The following is a 20751-nucleotide window of genomic DNA, read 5'->3' as shown; positions in this document are numbered from 1 at the left end:
CTGCCCGATACCCCTGCCCCGCGCCTGGCGGTCTACGGCAGCGGGTCGACCGGGACCGGTACCTCGACGAGGGCGAAGCCCTCCCGGTCGGGGCCCGCGTCGGCGATCCGCTCGCCGTCCGGGCCCCACCCGCCGCTGCGGCCGACGCACGGGCCCGCCTCGCTGAGGCCGACGAGGTCGGCCAGGACCACGTACAGCCCGAACTCCCGGGCCCGCACCGGGTACACCTCCTCGAACGAGTCGTTGTCGGCGTCCAGCGCCGAGCTCGCCAGATAGACGGTGCAGCCGTCCGCGGCGGCCCGTTCGGCGATGTCGGGGAAGCGGTTGTCGTAGCAGGTGGCGAGCGCGAACCGGACGCCGTCGACGGTGAACCGCCCGTCGGCACTGCCGGGTTCGAAGACCTCGGCCTCGACGCCGTACAGGTGCGTCTTGTCGTAGCGGGCGAGCAGTTCGCCGTCCGCTCCGATCACCAGCGAGGTGACGCCCGGCCTGCCCTCCGTCCTGAGCACCGGCCCGTTGACGACGGCCACCGCCCCCGTCTCGCGGCACGCCTCCCGTATGGGCTCGAGCCGGGCGTCCGCCTCGCCGAGCCAGGAGTCCGGCGTCGCGCCGACGAGGGTCGGCTCGTAGCCGGTGAGGGCCAGCTCGGGAAAGACGACGACGCGCGCGCCCTCGGCCCCGGCCTGGCGAATCAGCCCGGACACCGTACGGACGTTGGTCTTTATCTCCCCGGCCAGCGGGGCGAACTGCGCAGCTGCAATGATCACGCCCGCCATCATCCCGCCCGTCCACCATAGGGTCCAGGGCGTGAGCCGAAAGACACAGCCTGGCCCAGGGCAGTGTCCAGGAAGTCCCGCCAGGCGGCGTGGACGCGCCGGGCGCTCGGCTCGTCGTCGGTGGCGAGGAGGTCCAGCAGGAGGCCCCGGAGGACGGCGAGGACGACGGTGGGGTTGGCGGGGGTGCCGGCGAGGACGCGGGTGAGGGGTGGGAGCCACTCGTTCAGGGAGGCGGTGCCGAAGTCCAGCCAGGGTTCGGCGTGGGCGAAGGCGCGGACGTAGCCCTCGAAGAAGAGGCGCAGGGCGCCGCGGTGTTCGGGGGCGGTCAGCCAGTGCCAGAGGAGTTCGAGGGTTTCGCGGGGGGTGCCGCCCTCGGCCTCGGAGCGTTCCAGGAGGGCGAGCTGTTCGGTGCGGCCGACGGCGAGCACCTCGCGGACCAGGTCCTCCTTGGAGCCGAAGAGGTAGAGGAGTACGCGCGGGCTGGTGCCGATGGAGGCCGCCAGGGGGCGAAGGGAGAGGTCGGAGACGTTGTGCTCGGCGACGTAGCGGACGGTTGCGGCGAGGAGGTCCTCGCGGCGTGCGGACGGGCGGGACGGCGCGTTGGCTGGGGTGGGCACGTGGTCTATCGTGGCACTGAAACGAGTGTTTCAGTAACGAGGGGATCGCTGCCATGGCCACCACCGCACCCGGAGTCGCGACCGTCCGCGAGGCCGACCGGCCCGGCGATCTGGGGGCCGTGGCCGCTCTGCACGGTGTCCTCTACACCCGGGAGTACGGCATGGACGCCACCATGGAGGCGTATGTCGCGGCCGGAGTGGCCGAGTTGGTCCTGGCCCGGGCCGCCGAGGGCAGTGCGGCGCCCGGGCAGCTGTGGGTCGCCGAGCTCGACGGCCGGGTGGTGGGCGCCACCGGGCTGGTCCGGGCGCAGGAGCGGCCGGGGTGGGGGCAGTTGCGGTGGGTGCTGCTGGATCCGGCGGCCCGGGGGCGGGGGTTGGGGCGGCGGATGCTGGAGGTGGCCCTGGACGAGGCCCGCGCACGGGCGTACGAGGGGGTGCTGCTCTGGACGATCGCGGGCCTCGAGGCCGCCCACCACCTCTACGCCAAGGCGGGTTTCGCGCTCACCGTCTCCCGTCCGGTGCACAAGTTCGGGCTGGACACCCTCGAGCAGCGGATGGACCTGCGGTTCTGAGCCCGTCCTGCTACCCGGCCAGGGCGCGGGACCAGCGTTCGCAGCGGCGGCCCACCGGGCGGGGCGGGTCGCCGATGGCGAGGAGGACGTCCAGAAGGTCGTCCGGGGCCTCGGACACGACGTCGTGCCCGGCGGACAGCTCGTGCACCGTCCACCCCGGGTCCCGGGAGAGCCGGTCGCGCAGGGGGAGGTTCGGGGACGCGGCCAGGTGGATGTAGTCCCGCCGCCGCACCCCGCCGAGGCCGCCGCCGGTGAGGCGGAGCCGCTGGAGGTGGGAGGCCAGCGGGTGCGGGGTGATCCGGGGGTCGGCCCGCAGTTCGGGCGGCGGGGTGAGGGTGTGGCCGTCGGCTCCGACACGGGCGAGGAGCTGCCGCGTCTCGGGGCCGAGGCTCCACGCCGAGTCCCCGTCGCCGGGGACGAGGGCGTCCAGGTAGACCAGGGTGTCGACCCGCTCCGGCGCCCGGTCGGCCGCGCCGGTGATGGGCATCCCGCCGTAGCCGTGGCCCACCAGCACCGCGTCCCGGAGGTCCTCCGCCTCCAGGAGCGACAGCACGTCCTGGACGTGGGTGTCCAGGTTGACGGGCGCGGCCGCCAGGTGGCGCCGGGAGCCGAGCCCGGTGAGGGTCAGCGTGTGCACCTGATGGCCGTGCAGGCGCAGCTCACCGGCGAGCGGTTCGTACCACCAGCCGCCGCGGAACGAGCCGGGGACGAGAACGAACGTGGTCATGGCACTTCCTCCGAGGGTCCTGGGCGGCGCCGTTGCGGCCACGCTAGGCCCGGCCCGGAGGCGGGGCGATGGCCCGAGGCGTCAACAGGGGGACCTCTCGCGCCACCCGGGGTGCCCAGGGCGGTCAGAGCACCGCCGACTTCCGGTACGTGTCCGGGGTGTGGCCCGTCCAACGCTGGAAGGCGCGGCGCAGGGCCCGGGGGTCGGCGTAGCCGAGGCGGGCGGCGATGGACTGGACGGGGAGGCGGGTGTCGCGCAGCAGGTGGGCGGCCTGTTCGTGGCGGACGGCGTCGATCTCCTCGCGCCAGGTGGTGCCGTGGTCGCTGAGCCGGCGCTGCAGGGTGCGGGGGCTGACGGCGAGGCGGCCGGCGACGCGTTCGAGGGAGAGCAGGTCGTCGGCCAGGGCTTCGGCGAGGACGGCGCGGAAGGTGTCGCGCCAGCCGGGGGCGGGCCGGGCGGCGGCCAGGCCCATCTCGACGTAGCGCCGCATGATGCGGGCCAGTTCCGGGTCCGCGGACGGGGCTTCCCGCCCGGCGTCGAGCAGGACGACGGAGTTGGTGGGCTGGTCGAAGTCGATGCGGGCGGTGCCGAAGCCGTCGATCAGGTGGCGGTGGCGCGGCGGTGCCGGGTGGGCGAACGCGACCCTGACCGGGCCGGCCGCGGCGCCGCCGACGCCCCGCATCCGCTGCAGGAGGGTGGCCAGGGCGAACACGCTGATCTCGCGGTCGACGCCCTCCTGGAAGGAGAGCCCGTTGTAGTTGAGGGTGAGCTGCCGGCCGTCCTCCACCACGTCGAGGGAGACGGCCGGGTCGGTCAGCGCGCTGATCAGCCGCGCCCCCTCCCGCAGGCCCTCGGCCACCGTCGGCGCGGTGGTGACCAGGTAGTCCCAGGCGTGCAGGCGGCCCAGCGGGACGTTCCCGGCGACCAGGAGGCCCACGCCCTCCCCGCCCTGAACGAAGATCAGCTCCCAGATCCGGTTGATCGCGGCGGTGGGGACCCGTGCCAGGTCGTCGGTGAGAGCGCCCGGTTCCAGCCCGGTGACCAGCGCGATCTCCTGCGGGGTGATCCCCAGCCGGAGCGCGCTGTCGCGGACGAGCCGCACCAGGTGGGCGGGAACGGTGTCTCTGTGCACAGCGCGCGAGTCTAATCGAACGTCGGAAATCAAGGCCCTGGCGCCCGTCGGTCGCGAACGGCCCCCTTTCCGGCGCGAACGGTCCCCCCTGGCGCCGATCGTCCCCCCGCTGACGCGTACGGCCTCCCGCCGCCCCTGCCCGGCGCCCCTACGGTCGAGGCCGGGGGCCGGTGGGTGCCCCACCGATCCTGGGAAAGGGACCAGCCATGACCGATATGAAGATCCTCGCCATCTCCGGCAGCCTGCGCGCGAACTCGCACAACACCGCGCTGCTGCACGCCGCCCGCAAGCTCAACCCGGGCGGCCTGGAGATCGAGGTCTACGAGGGCCTGCGGGAGATCCCGCCGTACGACTTCGACCTGGACACCCCCGAGGCCCGGCCGGCCGTGGTGCAGGACCTGCGCGACCGCATCACCGCGGCCGACGGCCTGCTGATCGCCACGCCGGAGTTCAACTACTCCGTCCCCGGCGTCCTGAAGAACGCGATCGACTGGGTCAGCACCGACTGGACCAAGGCCGAGGGCCTGCCGCTGCAGCGCAAGCCCACCGCCATCCTGGGCGCCGCCCCGACCAACATGGGCTCCGTCCGGGCGCAGCTCGCGCTGCGGCAGGTGTTCGTCTGGACGCACACCGACGTCGTGGTCAAGCCCGAGGTCATCGTCTTCCGCTCGCACGAGCGCTTCGACGCCGAGGGCAACCTGACCGACGAGATCACCGCCGGGCTCCTCCAGGACCTCCTCGTGGCCCTGAAGGACAAGATCACGGCCGCCCGCACCCAGGGCTGACCGGCACGAGTCCGACGGGGCGGGGGCGGGCCGTCACCCGCCTCCGCCCCGTCTACCATGGCCGTTTCGTCTCGAAACGGGGGTGGATCGCATGGGTCCGGGTGACCAGTTGGAGCGGTCGGAGCGGTCGGAGCGGTCGGAGCGTTCGGAGCGGCTGGGCCGTCTGGTCGGGACGGCCGCGCAGTGGGGCGTGGCCGGGCGTCAGGCGGTGGTCCGGGGCGGCCGGGCGGTCGCCGACGGGCAGTGGGCGCGTACGGCGCTGACCTCCGTGGCGCCGCCGCCGGTGCCGGCCGTCGAGCCGTGGAAGCTGTCGACGGGCACGCTGATCGGCCGCCACCCGCGCACGCCCGCCGTGGTGCACAGGCTCCTCGGGCTGCTGGACGGCCTCGGGGCCGTGCACCTGGGGCCGGAGAAGGTCGGCTTCGACGGCGAGGAGATCGAGTGGGCCAAGGTCCTCGAGATCCGCACTCGCAACGCCTTCGAGGTGCTGACCACCACCGCGCTGGAGCAGGAGGTGGACCGCATACGCGAGTTCCTCCCTCCTGTGCCGGGCCGCAAGTGGGCCGTCACCAAGGCCGCCGAAGCCCTGGCCACCGTGGTCCTCGCCGCCCTCGAACGCGGCTCCGTCGACCAGCGGCTCGACACCCTGACCGTCCCCGCCCAGATCGTCCACCGCGGCATGCTCGGCCGCCAACGCACCCTGGACGCGGGCACGTTCGCCGCCGCGACCCTGGTCGTCGTCGGCCAGGTCGGCGACAGCCTCATCGCCACCGCCGAACAGCACGGCATCCCCGTACGACCGGCCGACCCGCCGGCCGAGCCCGCCCGCGCCGCGCACGTCGAGAGCCTGCGCGAGCGCACCGACACCGTCGCCCGCCTCCTGGACCGCCTCCGCAAGGACGCCGGCCCGGATCCGGACCCGGATCCGGACCAGTTGGAGAGCGGCCCGGCCCCGGAGCGGGTCAGCCTGGACAAGGGCCCGGCGACTCCCTGAACCCGGTCGCCGTCGGCCGTCACCCGCCGCCGCGGGCGTCGGCGAGGTCCCGGGCGAGGTACTCGGCCGTGTAGGAACCGGGGGCCTTCAGGAGATCGGCGGGGGTGCCCTGGAACAGGACGCGGCCGCCGCCGCTGCCGCCCTCGGGTCCGAGGTCGATGATCCAGTCGGCGGAGCGGATGACGTCGAGGTTGTGCTCGATGACGATCACCGTGTTGCCCTGGTCGACGAGCCGCTCGACGATGCCGAGCAGCCGGTGGGTGTCGGACATGTGCAGGCCCGTGGTGGGCTCGTCCATCACGTAGACGCTGCCCACCCGGTGCAGGTCGGAGGCGAGCTTGAGCCGCTGGCACTCCCCGCCGGACAGGGAGCTGAGCGGCTGGCCGAGACGGACGTAGTCCAGGCCGACCTCGTTCAGCGCCCGCAGGATCCGACGCGGTTTCGGCTCGCCGAAGAACTCCACCGCCTCGGCCGCGGTCATGTCCAGCACGTCACTGATCGACCGGCCGCGCAGCCGGTGTCCGAGGACGTCCTGGGAGTACCGCCGGCCCTGGCAGACCTCGCAGACCGACTTCAGCTCGGCCATGAACGCGAGGTCGGTGTAGAGCACGCCGAGCCCCTGGCAGTTCTGGCAGGCGCCTTTGGAGTTGGCGCTGAAGAGTGAGGCGCTGACGCCGTTGGCCGTGGCGAACAGCTTGCGGACGGCGTCCAGCAGCCCGGTGTAGGTGGCGGTGTTGGAACGGCGGCCGCCCGCGACGGGGGACTGGTCGATCACGATCGCGTCCGGATGGCGGCTCAGGAACTCGTCGTTGACCAGCGAGCTCTTTCCGGAGCCGGCCACGCCGGTGACCACCGTCAGCACACCGGTCGGGAAGTCGACGGTGACGTCCTTGAGGTTGTGGCTGCGGGCGCCGCCGACGGTGAGCGTTCCGGTGGGCCGACGCGGCTCGGTGCGCAGCGGCAGGCGGCGGCGCAGGTACGTGCCGGTGAGGGTGTCCGCCCGGGCGAGGTCGGCGAAGGAGCCCTCGAAGACGATCTCGCCGCCGAGGGCACCGGCCTTGGGGCCCATGTCCACCACGTGGTCGGCGACGGCCATCACGTCCGGGTCGTGCTCGACCACCAGCACGGTGTTGCCCTTGTCCCGCAGGGCGACCAGCAGGTCCTTGAGCCGGTGGACGTCCCGCGGGTGGAGGCCGACGCTGGGCTCGTCGAAGACGTACATCATCTCGGTGAGGCTGCTGGAGAGGTGACGGACCATCTTGATCCGCTGGGACTCCCCGCCGGAGAGGGTGCGGGTCTCCCGGTCCAGGCTCAGGTAGCCGAGGCCGATGTCGACCAGGTGCCCGAGCCGGGCCAGCAGGTCGTCCAGGACGGGTTTGACCTGCGGCACGTCCAGGCCCGCCAGGACGGCCGCCAGCCGGTCGGCCTCCATCGCGGACAGGTCGGCGATGTGGTGCCCGGCGATGCGGCAGGCCCGGGCGGCGGGCGCGAGACGGGTGCCCTCGCAGTCCCGGCAGGGCTCGGAGCGCACGTACCGCAGGAAGACCCGACGGCTGCGCTCCGACATGTCCTCCTTCTTGATGTAGACCCGGGTGAACCTGTCCGCCAGGCCCTCGTACGTGACGTTCAGCGTGTTGCCCTGCCACACCAGCCGGAGCTTGTGCGGCAGTTCGCCGTGCAGCAGCCGCTGCCACTCCTCCGGGGTGAACTCGGCGAGCGGCTTGTCCGGGTCGACGAGTCCGGATTCGACGTAACTCAGCCAGTACCAGCTGTCGGTGGAGAAGTCGGGGTGCAGCAGCGCACCCTGACGGAGCGAGCGGGAGCGGTCGAGGAAGGCGTCCAGGTCGAGCCTGACCACGGTGCCCAGGCCCTCGCAGGTCGGGCACATGCCCCGGGGGTCGTTGGAGGAGAAGGCGCCCGGCGGCAGGCCGGACGGGTCCCCCGCGCGGGAGAACAGCAGCCGCAACAGGGGGTTGATGTCGGTCACCGTGCCGACGGTCGACCGCGGGTTGCCGCCCAGGCGCTTCTGGTCGATGACGACGGCGGCGGAGATGTTCTCGATCGAGTCCATCTCCGGACGGCCGTGGTCGGGGAGGAAGGTGCGGACGAAGGCGGTGAAGGTCTCGTTCAGCTGGCGCTGCGCCTCGGCGGCGACGGTGTCGAACACCAGGGAGGACTTCCCGGAGCCGGAGACACCGGTGAAGACCGTGAGGCACCGCTTCGGGATGCGCACCGAGACGTTCTTGAGGTTGTTCTCCCGCGCACCGGTCACCTCGATGTGCTCGGTACTCACGTGTGCTCCTTGCTGGGTGTTCGGTCGTCCGGTCGGTGCGGGTCGCCGGGATCGGGTCGCTGGGATCCGGGCGCTGGGATCGGGGAGGGGTTCAGGCGTTCTCCTTCCGGAACGTCCGGGTGCCCCAGAGCAGCGCCAGCGCGGCCATGGCGAGCAGGGCGAGCGAGCCGGCCAGCAGGTCGGAGGAGCCCAGGTCCCCGCGGAAGGCGGCGCGTTCGCCGTCGACCACGTAGGTCAGCGGGTTGATCCGGGCCAGGTTGTAGAGCCAGCCGGGCGCGAGCTGTTCGGTGACCGGCAGCAGGACGCCGGACAGCAGTAGCAGCGGCAGCAGCACGGCGTTCAGCAGGGGCGGGAAGGCCGCCTCGCTCTTGAGCAGCAGGGCCAGCGCGTACGAGGCCGAGGAGAGCGTGACGGCCAGGACGGCGGCGAGCAGCAGGCTCAGCAGGACGCCGCCGGCGGGCGCGTTCAGATCGAAGACGAGCATGGTCACCAGCACGATCAGCACGGCCTGGGCCGCGGCCTGGACGGCCTGGGCGAGGACCTTGCCGAAGAGCAGGGAGGCCCGGCCGGCCGGGGTGCCGCGGAAGCGGTCGACCACACCGGTGCGGTACTCGCTGAGCAGCCCGACCCCGGCGAACGCCCCGCTGAACAGCGCGGTCTGCACGATCAGCGCCGGGGTGAGGACCACCCAGGCGTCCCCGGGCGGGAAGCCGGGGGTGTGCTCGACGGTCGTCACCATCAGCGGCCCGAAGAGGAAGAGGTAGAGCAGCGGCTGCATGATCCCGATGATCAGCCAGGTGGGGTTGCGCAGCGACAGCGTCATGTCGCGGTGGAAGATGAGCCAGGTGTCACGCAGCACGGACGGCCTCCACAGCCGGGGGGAGGGCCTCGTCGTCGCGCAGGGAGCGGCCGGTGAGGCTGAGGAACACGTCGTCGAGGGTGGGGCGGTGGACCTTCACCGAGGTCATGGCGATCCCCCGGTGGTCGAGGGCGCGCAGCAGTTCCGGCAGGACGGCGTCGCCGCGCGGGATGCGGAACCGTACGGTGTCGACGACGACGGTCACCTCCTCGGCGCCGGGCAGCCGTCGGGCGATCTCGGCGGCCTCGTCCGGCCGTTCGGCGACCCCGAGGGTGACGGTGTCCCCGGCGATCCGGGCCTTGAGCTCGTCGGGGGTGCCGGAGGCCACGATGGTGCCGTGGTCGGTGACCAGGATCCGGTCGCAGAGCGCGTCCGCCTCGTCGAGGTAGTGGGTGGTCAGGAAGACCGTCACGCCCTGCTCGGCGCGCAGCCGGCGGACGTGGTCCCAGAGGTTGGCCCGGCTCTGCGGGTCCAGCCCGGTGGTGGGCTCGTCGAAGAAGACCAGGGCGGGTTCGTGCACCAGGCCGAGGGCGATGTCGAGCCGGCGCCGCTGGCCGCCGGAGAGCGTCTTGGTGGGGCGCTGGCTCAGGCCCGCCAGGTCGAGCTCGTCGGCGAGCAGGGCGCCGCGCCGGCGGGCCTCGGCCTGTGACAACCCGTGGAGCCGGGCCTGGAGTTCGATCTCCTCGCCGACCCTGGACTCCGGCCAGGTGGAGCCGCCCTGGGCGACGTAGCCGATCCTGCGGCGGACGCCCTCGGGGGCGGTCAGCAGGTCGCAGCCGGCGATGGTGGCGCTGCCCCCGGTGGGGCGCAGCAGGGTGGTGAGCATGCGCAGGGTGGTGGTCTTGCCGGCTCCGTTCGGGCCGAGGAACCCGACCAGTTCCCCGGCCGCCACGTCGAAGTCGATGCCCTTCACCGCGTCGACGGTCTGCCCCCGGACGGTGAACTGCCGGGACAGGCCCCGGACTGTGATCATGAGGTCCTTCTCTCGTGCGTACCTGTTCGGCCCCGGGCGCGCCGCGCGCGCCCGGGGCCGACGGCGACCGGCGTAGGTGCCGGGCGCCGTCGGCGGGCGCTCAGCCCCAGCCGCCGCCGCCGTCGGCCTGGGCCTCGGCCAGTCGTTCCTGGGCCTCGGCCATGTCCTCGGTGGTGGGGGCGTCGTCCTGGGTGAGCTTGAAGCGCCAGTAGCCGCTGAAGTCGATGGACTTCTTGTCCAGCCCCCGGTCGTCGACCAGGTGACGGCGCAGGGCCCGGACGGCGCCCGACTCGCCGGCCAGCCAGGCGAAGGGGCGGCCGGCCGGGAACTCGGCCTTGCGGACGGTGTCGACCAGGATGTCGCTGCGGCCGGCCGGGACGCCGTCGCGGTACAGCCAGTTGACGGTGACGTCGCCGCGGGTGTCGAAGTCCTGCCGCTCGGCGGCGTCGGCGACCTCGATGTAGGCGATCGCCCGGGCCCCGGCGGGCAGGGCCTCGATCAGGGTGCCGATGGCGGGCAGTGCGGTCTCGTCGCCGGCGACCAGGAACCAGTCGGAGGTCTCGACCGAGGTGCCGAGCGAGACCGGCCGGGCGTAGATCGCGGAGGGGCCGACCATGCCCAGCTGGTCGCCGGGCCGGGCGGTGCCGGCCCAGCTGGTGGCGGGGCCGGTGTCGCCGTGCAGGACGAAGTCGATCGTCAGCGAGGTGCTGCCCGGGCGGCGGTCGCGGATGGTGAAGCTGCGCATCCAGGGCCGCTCGTCCTCGGGGACGGCGAGGAACGCCTGGTACCAGCTGGTCGCGTCGTCCTCCTGCTCGGGCAGGACGGGGGTGCGCTGACCGGCTCGGGGGAAGCAGAGCTTGACCTGCTGGTCGGGGGTGGTGCCGACGGTGTCGTCCAGGTGGTCGGCGTCGAAGGTCACCCGGGCCATGTGGGGCGTGAGGCGGGTGATCTCGGTGACCTGGATGAAGGAGACGGGGAGGTCTGCCATCGAGTGTCTTTCCGATCGCTTCCGGATATCCGGTGCGGCTGGGCGCCGACTGGTATCCTTACGGTGTAAAGAGTTGACTCGCAGAGGTTACTTTATGAGGTAAGGAGTTACAAGGTGGTGGTCTTTGCCGGACAGGGTGACGGCCGTCGCTCGATGGCTCTGCTCTGGCGCGCCGTCGGCGCCGGGGTCGCCCGCGCCGTCCCCGGGCCGAAGCCCGGACTGAGCGTCGACGCGATCGTGGCCGCGGGTGTCGAGATCGCCGACGCGGAGGGCATGTCCCTGCTCTCCATGCGGGCGGTCGGCTCCCGGCTCGGGTGCACGGCCATGGCGCTGTACACGTACGTGCCCGGCAAGAGCGAGCTGGTCGACCTGATGCACGACCGGGTGCTGGCCGAGCTTCCCACCGAGTACGCCGTCACCGTCGGCTGGCGCCCGGCGATCACTGCCTGGGCCGACGACACCTGGGCCTTCTACCTGCGCCACCCCTGGGTGCTGCGCGTCTCCCAGGCCCGGCCGATCCTCGGGCCGGGCGAGTACGCGCAGTTGGAGACCGTGGTGCGGATCCTCGGCACGACCGGCCTGGAGCCGTCCGTGCTGCTCCGGGTGATCGGCTCGCTGTTCCAGTTCGTCCGCGGCACCGCCGGGGTCGCGGCGGAGGCCCGCGAGGCGGCGCCGGTGACCGGGGTGTCCGACGAGGAGTGGTGGATCAACCGCTCGGCGCTGCTGGCGGAGGTGGCGCCGGACTTCGCCCGGCGCTTCCCGGGGCTGGCGGCACTGGAGGCGGGTGCGGCGGGGGTGGCGGGCGCGGCGGGGATGGCGCGGGAGTCGTGCGGAGCCGAGGCCGCGACCCCCTACCTGGCGACCGAGGCGCGGGAGACCTTCGCGGTCGGACTTTCGCTGATTCTCGACGGAATCGACACAGCGGTGCGGCGGGCCGCGGAGGGGCGGATGTCCGACGAAATCATTCGTTGACGTGCTCGCAACGAATGACCTATTGTTCGTGCCATGTGCGATTTGTCTTGCGCCTATTCGAACGAATGACTGGATGAGAACTGTCTGACACATTGGCTCATCGGCACGAGGAGATGATCAGTGCAGCAAGCCCGTGAAGACGACCAACACGACCGCCTCATGCGTCGCCTGGTGGCCCGTTCGGCGGTCTGCCGCCCCACCGGTCAGGAACGGATCCTCACCACCCGTGTCGGCCTGCGGATGCCCGGCACCCTGACGTACGACCGGTGGGAGAAGGCCGGCGCCCAGATCTTCCAGATCGTCGACTCCTCCGCCTGGTGCCTCGGCGACTGGCTGGTGTACGGCCAGGAGCGCTACACCGACCGCTACCAGGCCGGCGTCCAGGCCGCCGGGCTCGACTACCAGACCCTGCGCAACTACGCCTGGGTGGCCCGGCGTTTCGAACTCCGGCGCCGGCGCGAGGCGCTCAGTTTCGGCCACCACGCCGAAGTGGCCTCGCTGGCCCCCGCCGAGGCGGACGCCTGGCTCGACCGCGCCGAGCAGCACGGCTGGTCCCGCAACCAGCTCAGGCTCCAACTGCGGGAGAGCCGCCGGGGATCCCGGGAGCCCCGGCCGGGATCCGCCAGCCTGCCCCGGATCAGTGTGAACCGCGACCGGGTGGAGCACTGGCGCCATGCGGCGTCCAGGGTCGACCTGGACTTCGAGGACTGGGTCCTCGCCGCCCTCGACCGCGCCGCCGCGCACGAGTTCGGCTGAGCCGGCCGATGGACCGCGCCACACCGTCACCCCGAGGGGCGGCTGAGCGGATCCGGATCCGGACGGGCTCCCCGGCACTGCCGGGGAGCCCGTCCGCCGTTCACGGCCGTAGCGGGTCCGGGCCCCGGTGAGGCGTCACTTGACCGCGCTGATCACGCCGTGCGGGGTCCACCGGCCACCGGGCAGCCGCCGGAAGCCGGTGAACCCGGCCGCGGTGAACCACTCCTCGTACTGGCCCCAGGGGTAGATGGTGCTGCTCGCGGCGGGCAGGGTGGCGAAGTAGACGTTGTCCAGCGCCGCGTACAGCGGGCCGTCGCCGGAGTCGTCGGACATGGCGTTGAAGACCAGCACCCGGCCGCCGTCGGGCAGCGCCCGGTGGGCCTTGCGGAGCAGCGTCAGGTTCTCCTCCGGCGACCAGATCACCAACTGGTTGGCGAACAGCACGCAGTCGTGCCCGGACGGGTAGGTGTCGGTGAAGATGTCGGCCGCCTGCACGGTGATCCGGTCGGTGAGGCCGTGCTCGGCGATCTTCTTGCGGGCGATCCCCACCGTGCCGGGCAGGTCGAGCACGGTGAACTCGACCCCGGGGTTGGCCCGGGCGAGGGCGATCGCGTTCACGCCGTCGCCGCCGCCGACGTCCAGCACCCGGCGCACACCGGTCAGGTCGGCCTGCTCGACCAGGATCGGGTTCGAGAGCCGCGACCACGAGCGCATGCAGCGGTAGAAGAGCTGCTCCAGCTCGGGGTTGGCGCACAGCCGGTGGTACAGGTCGGTGCCGGTGCCCTCGATCCGGCGCAGGCCGACGTTGGTGTTGGCGCGCAGCGACTCGGTGAAGTCCACCTCGGCCGGTCGGACGATCTGCTCCTCGTACGCGACCAGGTCCTCCATGATCTCCCACGTCCCGTCGGCGATCATGCCGCCCAGCAGGGCCGCGTTGCGGTAGCGCCCGTCCTGGCGCACCGTCAGGCCGAGGGCGGTGGTGCCGAGCAGGAGGATCTGCACCGGGCGGGCCTCCAGGCCCAGTTCCCGTCCGATCTCCTCGGGGCCGAGGTCGGGCCGGGCGTCGAGCAGCGCGAACAGGCCGAGGTTGCAGCCGGCGTTGAGCATCTGGAAGGCCGAGGATCCGAAGAGGATCCGGACCAGGTCCTCGGTGCCGAACGGGCGGACGTCTGCCATGGGTACTCCGTATCGGGTCAGTGGTGGGGCCGTGGTGGGGCTGTCATGGGGCGCTCTGGTGGGGCGGGTGGGAGGGCCGGGCGGCGGCCGGGGGTCAGGTCACGCGGGCCAGTTCGGCCGGCCGGGACAGGTGGGCGCCGCGCGCCACGACCTCGCGCAGGCGGTGCATGGCGTCCCAGACCTCGGCGAAGCCGGTGTACAGCGGGGACGGGCCGATCCGCAGCCGGTCCGGGACGCGGTAGTCGCAGACCACCCGGGCGTCCGAGGCGAGCGTCTGGCAGATCCGCCAGGCGTCGCGGTGGTACAGGGACACGTGCGAGCCGCGCTGCTCGGGCCGCTCCGGCGAGGCCGGCCGGAAGCCGAGCGGCGACAGCCACTCCTCGGCGAGGTCGGTCGCCAACCGGCCCAGGAGCAGCCCCTTGGCGCGGATCCGCTCGATCCCGGCCTCCTCGACCAACGTCAGCGCCGGGTCGATCGCCGCCAGCGACAGCAGCGGCGGGGTGCTCACCAGGAAGCGCTCGATCGAGGGCACCGGGTCGTAGTCGGGGCCCATGCGGAACATGTCGCGCTGCCCGTACCAGCCCCAGATGGGCTGGCGCAGTTCGGCCTGCAGGTCCCGGCGCACGTACAGGAAGGCGGGCGAACCCGGGCCGCCGTTGAGGTACTTGTAGGTGCAGCCGACCGCGAGGTCCGCGCCGGTCGCGGCCAGCTCGACGGGGACGGCGCCGGCCGCGTGGGAGAGGTCCCACAGCACCCGCGCACCGGCCGCGCGGGCCAGTTCGTTCACCGCCGCCATGTCCAGCAGGGCGCCGCTGCGGTAGGACACCAGCGACAGCACCACCAGGGCGACGTCCCCGTCGTCGAGGGCCGAGCGCAACCGGTCCGGGGACAGGCCGCCGTCGAGGTCGGAGCGCAGCCGGCGCAGCCGCAGCCCGCGCTGCTCGGCCAGGCCCTGCAGGACGTAGCGGTTGGTGGGGAAGTCCTCGGCGTCCATCAGGACGGTGCCCCGGCCGGGGGCGGCGTCCAGGGCGGCGGCGGCCAGCTTGTACAGGTTGACCGAGGTGGAATCGGAGATCACCACCTCGCCGGGGCGCGCGCCGAGCACGTGCTCGGCGAGCCGGTCGCCCAGCCGCGAGCCCCAGTCGATCCAGCTCTGCCAGGACCTCACCAGGCCCTCGCCCCAGCCCTGTTCGACCACGCCGCGGAGCAGCTCCGGGGTGGCCGTGGGCAGTCGGCCCAGCGAGTTGCCGTCCAGGTAGATCAGCTCGGGATCGGTGGCCACGAACCGGTCCCGGAACGCGGCCAGCGGATCGTCCGCGTCCAGCCGTTCGGCCGCCTCGCGCGTTGTCCCGCCCTTCATCGGTCTCCTCGTCTCTCTCGTGCTGTGCTGTGATCGGATTCTCGGGTCGTGGGGGGATCAGATCTCCGAGCGCACCGACCACAGCTCCGGGAAGAACCGGTGCTCGCTGATCCCGGACAGCCAGGACACCCCGGAGGTGCCGCCGGTGCCCGGTTTGGCGCCCAGCATCCGCTGGACGGTGACCAGATGGGTGTAGCGCCAGCGGGCGAACTGGTCCGCGAGGTCCATCAGCGCCTCGGCGAGGAGGTGGAGGTCGCGGTGACCGGTCGGATCCCGGTAGACCGCCAGCCAGGCCGCCTCGACCTCGGCGCCGGAGCGGTACGGCTCGGCCGGATCGCCGTCCGCCCCCGCCGCCAGCAGGCCGCGGCGGGTCAGCAGGGCGAGCGCCTCGTCGTACAGGCTCGGCTCGTGGAGCTGGGCCAGCACCTCCTGGTACGCGGGGGAGCCGCGGTGCGGCTCCACCATCGCCGGGTTCTTGTTGCCGAGCAGGAACTCCAGCCGCCGGTAGCCCACCGACTGGAAGCCGGAGGCCGTCCCGAGGACGTCCCGGAACTCGGCGAACTCCACCGGCGACAGCACGGCGAAGGTCTCCCAGCTCACCAGCAGCACCTGCTGCACCCGGCCGGCCCGGCGCAGCGTCCACAGTGCGTCGTCCAGTCCGTCCTTGCGCAACCGGTCGCGGGCGGTGGTGAGTTCGGTGTGCAGCAGTTTGAACAGCAGCTCCTTCACCTGGCTCATGATGATGAAGCCGGGTTCGGTGTCCGCCGTGCTGAGCGGGTGCTGGAGGGACAGCAGGGAGTTCATCCGCGCGTACTGGACGTACGGCGCGAAGGCGTCGTCCGGTTCGGCGCCGGAGAACGGACATCCGGTGGTCCCCTGTTCGACGGTCATGCGGTCGCCTCCTCCGGTTCCAACTGCTCTTCCGTTCCCGGCCGTTCTGCCAGGCCCAGCTGCGCGAGCACGGCGTCGCCGAGCCCCGTCCCCGGGACGCCCAGGTCGTACGGGAGGTCGAAGTGGTCGCGCCGCTCGGCCACGACCTCCGTCACCGCCGCCCGCGGACCGACAGCCGCCACCATCCGCCGGTGCTGGCGGACGTACTCCTCGGTCTCGTTGTCGCCACGGGCCACCACCAGCGGGGGCAGCCGGGGCGGCAGCCGCAGCAGCGGGCTGTTGCGCCGGGCCCGGGTCCCGTCCAGCCGCAGCGCGTCGTTGACGTACGACAGCCGGACCGGCTCCAGGTCGTACACCCCGCTCAGCAGGACGGCTCCGGCGATCCGGCCGGACGTGTCCGGGCCCTCGTCCGGGTGGGGCAGCAGCGCCATCGCGGCCAGGTGGGCGCCGGCCGAGGTGCCGCACAGGTGCAGCCGGTCCGGGGCGAAGCCCAGCGCGCCCGCGTGCCGCAGCAGCCAGTCGACGCTGCGCCGCACCATGCCGGCCATCGCCTCCAGCGGGGTGTCCGGCGCCAGCCCGTACTCGACCACGGCGACGGCCGCGCCGGCGGCGAGCAGGGCCGGCACCGCGAAGGCGGACTCGGCCCGGCCCAGCGCCTGCCAGTTGCCGCCGTGGACGAAGACCAGCAGTGGCGCCTCCGCCCGGCCCGTCGCGGGGAAGTAGTCGAGCAGTTCCGCCGGGTGCGGGCCGTAGGCCAGCCCGGTCCGTACCGGGTGGCGGCGGCGGGCGGCGGCGCTCATCCGCACGTAGGCGTCCAGGTACGCCCGGAGGCTGGTCACCGTGGTGCTCGGCGAGTACTGCCGGTCCAGGGCGGCCCGGTCCATTCCGCGGTACACGGCGGCGCCGGTCATCGGGCACCCCCGCGCGGTTTCTGGCGCATCCCGTCAGCCCCTCACGCCGTGGCGGGCGCAGGCCCGCTCGTACATCTCGGCCAGCAGCGGGTCGACGCCGTTGGCGGAGGTGCGGTAGCGGGGCCCGAAGCGGCGGGCGTACTCCTCGAACCAGTCCCGCCGGTTCGACAGGAACAGCACGTCGTGGATGGCCATGGAGCGCACCGCGACCGTCGGCACCGGGGCCCAGCTGACCTCGAAGAGCGGGTTGCGGGCGGCCTTTTCGGTGCAGCGCTCATGGAACTGTCCGATCATCAGCCCGCGTCGGACGCTCTCGTGCTTCAGCGCCGCGTGCGCCTCGTCCAACAGGTGCAGGTGCTCGGGCGGCAGGTCGGGCAGCACCAGCAGCAGCGAGCGCAGGTTCGGGTTGCCGGACTTCCAGTCCACCTCGCTGAACTCGTCCAGGCCGCAGCGGACGATCTCGTTGAGCAGCGTCTGGCTCGGGGTCGGCCCGACCAGCCGGACCCGGACCTCCAGCGCGCCGGCGCGCTGGGCCGGCTCGACGAACGGGCACACCGGCCCGGGGCGTCCGAGCTCCTCGTGGGGTCGGCAGATGTAGTCGCTCAACCAACCGTCGACAGCCTCCAAAGCCTTCTCCAGGTCGGCGGAGAGCACATCGGTCAGCATCGTTGTCAGTCCTCGCTGGTCAGTCCTGGTGGGACGCGGATGAGAGGTGCCTCGCGCTGCCGGCCGGCGGGGTCACGCGCCGTCACCGAGTTCGCGGAGCTTGGCCGACAGGATCCGGCCGATCTCGGCCAGGGTGCCGGGCCGGGTCAGCATGGAGCCGTGCTCGCCGGGCACCACATGGGCCTCGACCGTGCCGCGGACGTACGGCCGCCAGGCATCGGCGCTGACCGGTGGGTCCTGCTGCTCCGAGGCGGCGATCAGCAGCAGGTCGCCGTCGATCGGGCCGGGCTGGTAGTCGACGGTCAGATGGGTGTTGTTGGCCGAGATCTCGGTGATCGTGGTGAGCCGGTCCTCCTCCAGGTTGGCGAGCACGCTGCCCTGGCGGCGCAGGATCTCGCGGGCCCTGGCGAAGGTCAGCTCCTCGCGGTCGTGCCGGTGGCTGCCGTCGTCGACCAGGCCGACGTGGTACAGCAGCATCACCCGGTCGTCGGGGGCCGGGACGTCGTCGTGGGTGAGCCCCTGCCAGTTCGGGATCACGTCGAGCACCGCGACCAGCGCCACCGGCTCGCCGCGCCGCTGGAACTCCGCGGCCAGGGCGTGGGCGCACAGCCCGCCGAAGGACCAGCCGGCCAGGTGGTACGGGCCGTGCGGCTGCACGCTCTGGATGTGGTCGGCGTAGTCCACCGCCATCTCCTCGATGCTCTCCGGTCGCGGCTCCGGGCGGGCCAGGCTGCGCGCCTGGATGCCGTACAGCGGGTACTCCGGGCCGAGGTGCTTGATCAGCGCGCTGTACGACCAGCTGATGCCGCCACCGGGGTGGATGCAGAACAGCGGCGGCCTGCTCCCCTGGGCGCGCAGCGGCAGCACCACCTCGTAGGAGCCGTCCGGGTCGTCGAGGTCCAGCCGGGCGGCGATCCCGCCCGGCGTCGGCGCCTCGAAGAGGCTGCGCAGGCCCAGTTCGACGCCGAAGGTGGCGCGCAGCCGGGCGATCAGCCGGGTGGCGAGCAGCGAGTGCCCGCCGAGGTCGAAGAAGTCCTGGTCCACGCCGACCAGCGGCCGGCCGAGCACCTCCGCGAACAGCTCGCAGACCACCTGTTCCTGCGGCGTCCTGGGGGCGCGGCCGGTGTCCGCGTGCTCCGGGTCCAGGGCCGGCAGGGCGGCCCGGTCGAGCTTGCCGTTGGCGGTGAGCGGCAGTCGGTCGAGCGGGACGATCGCGGCGGGCCGCATGTAGTCGGGCAGCTGGGCGACGGCGTGTTCGCGCAGCGCGGTGAGCAGGGCGGCGGTGCCCCGGCTGCCGGCGGGGTTGGTGGTGAAGGCGGTGAGCGGGGTGGCCGGGTCTCCGGCGGCCGTCGGGGTGTACGTGCCGACGGGGACGGCGCCGTCGAGCAGGCCGCGCCGGACGAAGGCGACGTCGAGGGTCTCGGGCCGATGGGCGGACCAGGTGACGGCCGTCCAGTACCCGTGGTCCTCGCCGAGGCGGTGGAGGGCCTCGAGGTCCGGCTGCTCCGCGGCCGGGGGCCCGGCCGGGGCGGTGCCGGACTCCAGGGCGTGCTGGGCCGCGAGGTCGGCGGCGATCCGGGAGTTGGGCGCGCCGGTGACGCGCAGCCGCTCGGGCCGGGCCTCGACCAGGTGCCGGGCGAGTGCCTCGGTGTCCTGCGGCCAGGCCAGGACGGCGGCGTCGGACAGCGGGAGCGGGGTGATGCCGGACTTGTGGAGCGTGGTGTCGTAGCGGTAGCGGGTCAGCTCGTTGTGGGCGGCGCCGCGCTTGAGGCGCAGGTCGACGCCGGCGAGGTCCGGGAGGCGGTGGGTGAGGGCGGTGAAGTACTCCGGGTCGACCAGGAGTTCCTTCTCCAGCACCAGGCTCTGCTCGACGGCGCGCCGCACCGCGGCCGTGTCGGCCGGGTCCTCGGCCCGGGCGGTCTGGACGGCGGTGGTGAATGTGCGCAGCAGCCGGGGGTTGCGGATGTCGCCGATGAACACGGCGCCGCCGGGCGCCAGCAGCCGCAGCGCCTGCTCGACGACCTGGGCGAGGTACTCGGCGTTCGGGAAGTACTGGACCACGGAGTTGAGCACGACGGTGTCGAAGTGGCCGACGGGCAGCCCCTCGTGCTCGTGCGCGGCACCGGCCCGCAGGGTGACCTTCCGGGCCAGCTCCGGGTCGGCGTCGACGTGCCGGGCGAGCGCCTCGACCACGGTGGGCGACAGGTCCGTGCCCCAGTACTCCTCGCACTCGGGGGCCAGCTCGGCGAGCAGCAGGCCCGTGCCGACGCCGATCTCCAGCACCCGGCGGGGGTTGAGGTCGCGGATGCGTTCCACGGTGGCGTCGCGCCACTCCCGCATCTGGTCGAGCGGGATCGGCAGGCCGTCGTAACTGCTGTTCCAGCCGGAGAAGTCCTCGCCGAACTCGGCCGTGGGGGCCGCGTAGAGGGAGTCGTAGAGGTCCTGCCACTCGCCGATCTGGTCCTGCTGGTCCACGGCGCTGCTCGGCGCCGAGGTGTCCGCGACGACGTAGGCGACGAGGCGGGGGTTGCCGGGCTGGTCCCGGTTGAGGTGGACGGCGGCCTGGGCGACGGCGGGGTGGTCGGTGAGGACGTTCTCGATCTCGCCGGGTTCGATGCGGAAGCCGCGGACCTTGACCTGCTGGTCGGCGCGGCCGGCGTACTCGAGGTGGCCGTCGGGGTTCCAGCGCGCCAGGTCGCCGGTGCGGTACATGCGTTCGCCCGGTGCGGCGTACGGGTTGGCGACGAAGCGTTCGGCGGTGAGGGCGGGGCGGTCGAGGTAGCCGCGTGCCAGGCCGGCGCCGGCGAGGTAGAGCTCGCCGGTGACGCCGGGGGCGACCGGTCGGAGGGCGTCGTCGAGGACGTAGGCGTGCATGGTGGCCATGGGGCGGCCGATGGGGACGACGGCGGAGCCGGTGTACGGCGTGGGGACGGGGTGGTGGGTGGCGAAGGTGGTGGTCTCGGTCGGGCCGTAGCCGTCGACCACGGTGGTGTCGGGGCAGGTCTGTTGCAGCCGGGTGACGGTGGCGCCGGAGACGGCCTCGCCACCGGTCCAGATCTGCCGGACCCGGGTGAAGGTCTCCGGGCTCTGCTCGGTGAGCAGGTTGAAGAGGGAGCTGGTGAGCCAGAGGGCCGTGATCTGCTGGTCGGTGATGACGCGGTGGTAGGTGTGGACGTCGAGGTCGCCGGCGGGGGCGAGGACGATGGTGTTGCCGTTGAGGAGGGGGACCCAGATTTCGTAGGTGGAGGCGTCGAAGGCGGTGGGGGAGTGGAGGAGGACGCGGTGGTGGGCGGTGGGGTGGAA

19 protein-coding genes are annotated in these 20751 nt (G+C 73.0%); 5 read left to right on the top strand and 14 right to left on the bottom strand.

Going from position 1 to position 20751, the window contains the following annotated elements:
• Nucleotides 1–32: 32 nt before the first annotated feature.
• Both IH61_RS0128700 and IH61_RS0128695 read right to left on the bottom strand, forming a co-directional pair.
• Complete coding sequence (locus IH61_RS0128700; RefSeq protein ID WP_324607630.1) at nt 33–776, bottom strand: carbon-nitrogen hydrolase family protein; 744 nt, start codon at nt 774–776, stop codon at nt 33–35.
• Nucleotides 776–1393 (bottom strand): TetR/AcrR family transcriptional regulator, encoded by a 618-nt coding sequence (locus IH61_RS0128695; RefSeq protein ID WP_051838213.1) that lies wholly within the window; start codon nt 1391–1393, stop codon nt 776–778. Before IH61_RS0128695 ends, IH61_RS0128700 begins: the two co-directional genes overlap by 1 nt.
• A gap of 53 nt (nt 1394–1446) precedes the next feature.
• Between IH61_RS0128695 and IH61_RS0128690 the strand changes: the two genes are divergently transcribed.
• Nucleotides 1447–1965: a GNAT family N-acetyltransferase gene (locus IH61_RS0128690; RefSeq protein ID WP_031075057.1), complete on the top strand. Its 519-nt coding sequence runs from the start codon at nt 1447–1449 to the stop codon at nt 1963–1965.
• A 10-nt stretch (nt 1966–1975) separates the two neighbouring features.
• Here the strand turns inward: IH61_RS0128690 and IH61_RS0128685 are convergent, their stop codons facing one another.
• Nucleotides 1976–2692: an alpha/beta fold hydrolase gene (locus tag IH61_RS0128685; protein WP_051838210.1), complete on the bottom strand. Its 717-nt coding sequence runs from the start codon at nt 2690–2692 to the stop codon at nt 1976–1978.
• Between the two features lie 124 nt (nt 2693–2816).
• A complete protein-coding gene (locus IH61_RS0128680; protein WP_051838207.1) occupies nt 2817–3824 on the bottom strand; it encodes an AraC family transcriptional regulator in 1008 nt (335 codons plus the stop codon).
• A gap of 206 nt (nt 3825–4030) precedes the next feature.
• Here IH61_RS0128680 and IH61_RS0128675 point away from each other — a divergent pair, with 206 nt between their 5' ends.
• Together IH61_RS0128675 and IH61_RS0128670 are read left to right on the top strand one after the other, a co-directional pair.
• Entirely contained in the window at nt 4031–4609 is a 579-nt protein-coding gene (locus tag IH61_RS0128675; protein ID WP_031075050.1) for an NADPH-dependent FMN reductase, read from the top strand.
• A 91-nt stretch (nt 4610–4700) separates the two neighbouring features.
• Nucleotides 4701–5603, top strand: coding sequence for a hypothetical protein (locus IH61_RS0128670; protein ID WP_031075048.1), 903 nt, complete (start codon nt 4701–4703; stop codon nt 5601–5603).
• 19 nt (nt 5604–5622) lie between these two features.
• Here IH61_RS0128670 and IH61_RS0128665 read toward each other — a convergent pair whose 3' ends face one another.
• From IH61_RS0128665 to IH61_RS0128650, 4 genes are all read right to left on the bottom strand, one after another.
• Nucleotides 5623–7896: an ATP-binding cassette domain-containing protein gene (locus IH61_RS0128665; protein ID WP_031075046.1), complete on the bottom strand. Its 2274-nt coding sequence runs from the start codon at nt 7894–7896 to the stop codon at nt 5623–5625.
• Nucleotides 7897–7987: 91 nt separating this feature from the next.
• Nucleotides 7988–8755: an ABC transporter permease gene (locus IH61_RS0128660; RefSeq protein WP_031075044.1), complete on the bottom strand. Its 768-nt coding sequence runs from the start codon at nt 8753–8755 to the stop codon at nt 7988–7990.
• Nucleotides 8745–9728 (bottom strand): daunorubicin resistance protein DrrA family ABC transporter ATP-binding protein, encoded by a 984-nt coding sequence (locus tag IH61_RS0128655; RefSeq protein WP_031075042.1) that lies wholly within the window; start codon nt 9726–9728, stop codon nt 8745–8747. Before IH61_RS0128655 ends, IH61_RS0128660 begins: the two co-directional genes overlap by 11 nt.
• Before the next feature lie 100 nt (nt 9729–9828).
• Entirely contained in the window at nt 9829–10716 is an 888-nt protein-coding gene (locus IH61_RS0128650) for a siderophore-interacting protein (protein ID WP_031075040.1), read from the bottom strand.
• 114 nt (nt 10717–10830) lie between these two features.
• On the opposite strand from IH61_RS0128650, the gene IH61_RS0128645 reads away from it, so the two are divergent.
• Nucleotides 10831–11688, top strand: a complete 858-nt coding sequence (locus tag IH61_RS0128645; protein WP_031075038.1) for a TetR/AcrR family transcriptional regulator — start codon at nt 10831–10833, stop codon at nt 11686–11688.
• A gap of 159 nt (nt 11689–11847) precedes the next feature.
• Nucleotides 11848–12444: an LmbU family transcriptional regulator gene (locus IH61_RS0128640; protein ID WP_078911475.1), complete on the top strand. Its 597-nt coding sequence runs from the start codon at nt 11848–11850 to the stop codon at nt 12442–12444.
• A gap of 135 nt (nt 12445–12579) precedes the next feature.
• Here the strand turns inward: IH61_RS0128640 and acmI are convergent, their stop codons facing one another.
• From acmI to IH61_RS41550, 6 genes are all read right to left on the bottom strand, one after another.
• The gene (acmI, locus tag IH61_RS0128635) at nt 12580–13620 is read right to left on the bottom strand and encodes a 3-hydroxy-D-kynurenine methyltransferase AcmI (protein WP_031075033.1); all 1041 of its coding nucleotides are present in this window, start codon (nt 13618–13620) and stop codon (nt 12580–12582) included.
• Nucleotides 13621–13714: 94 nt separating this feature from the next.
• Complete coding sequence (gene kynU, locus IH61_RS0128630) at nt 13715–14980, bottom strand: kynureninase (RefSeq protein WP_031075031.1); 1266 nt, start codon at nt 14978–14980, stop codon at nt 13715–13717.
• Nucleotides 14981–15037: 57 nt separating this feature from the next.
• Complete coding sequence (locus IH61_RS0128625; protein ID WP_031075029.1) at nt 15038–15871, bottom strand: tryptophan 2,3-dioxygenase; 834 nt, start codon at nt 15869–15871, stop codon at nt 15038–15040.
• On the bottom strand, nt 15868–16782 hold the full coding sequence (locus IH61_RS0128620) for an alpha/beta hydrolase (RefSeq protein ID WP_031075027.1): 915 nt from the start codon (nt 16780–16782) through the stop codon (nt 15868–15870). The genes IH61_RS0128625 and IH61_RS0128620 overlap by 4 nt, the downstream gene beginning before the upstream one ends.
• Nucleotides 16783–16815: 33 nt before the next feature.
• Complete coding sequence (locus IH61_RS0128615; protein WP_051838204.1) at nt 16816–17448, bottom strand: DUF6875 domain-containing protein; 633 nt, start codon at nt 17446–17448, stop codon at nt 16816–16818.
• A gap of 72 nt (nt 17449–17520) precedes the next feature.
• On the bottom strand, nt 17521–20751 hold a 3231-nt coding region (locus IH61_RS41550), incomplete at its 5' end, for an AMP-binding protein (RefSeq protein ID WP_037973485.1).

The sequence above is a fragment of the Streptomyces sp. NRRL WC-3742 genome (assembly GCF_000720635.1).
GTDB lineage: Bacteria > Actinomycetota > Actinomycetes > Streptomycetales > Streptomycetaceae > Kitasatospora.
The sequence above is the reverse complement of the archived record's forward strand: the minus strand, read 5'-3'. Positions and strand labels throughout refer to the sequence as shown.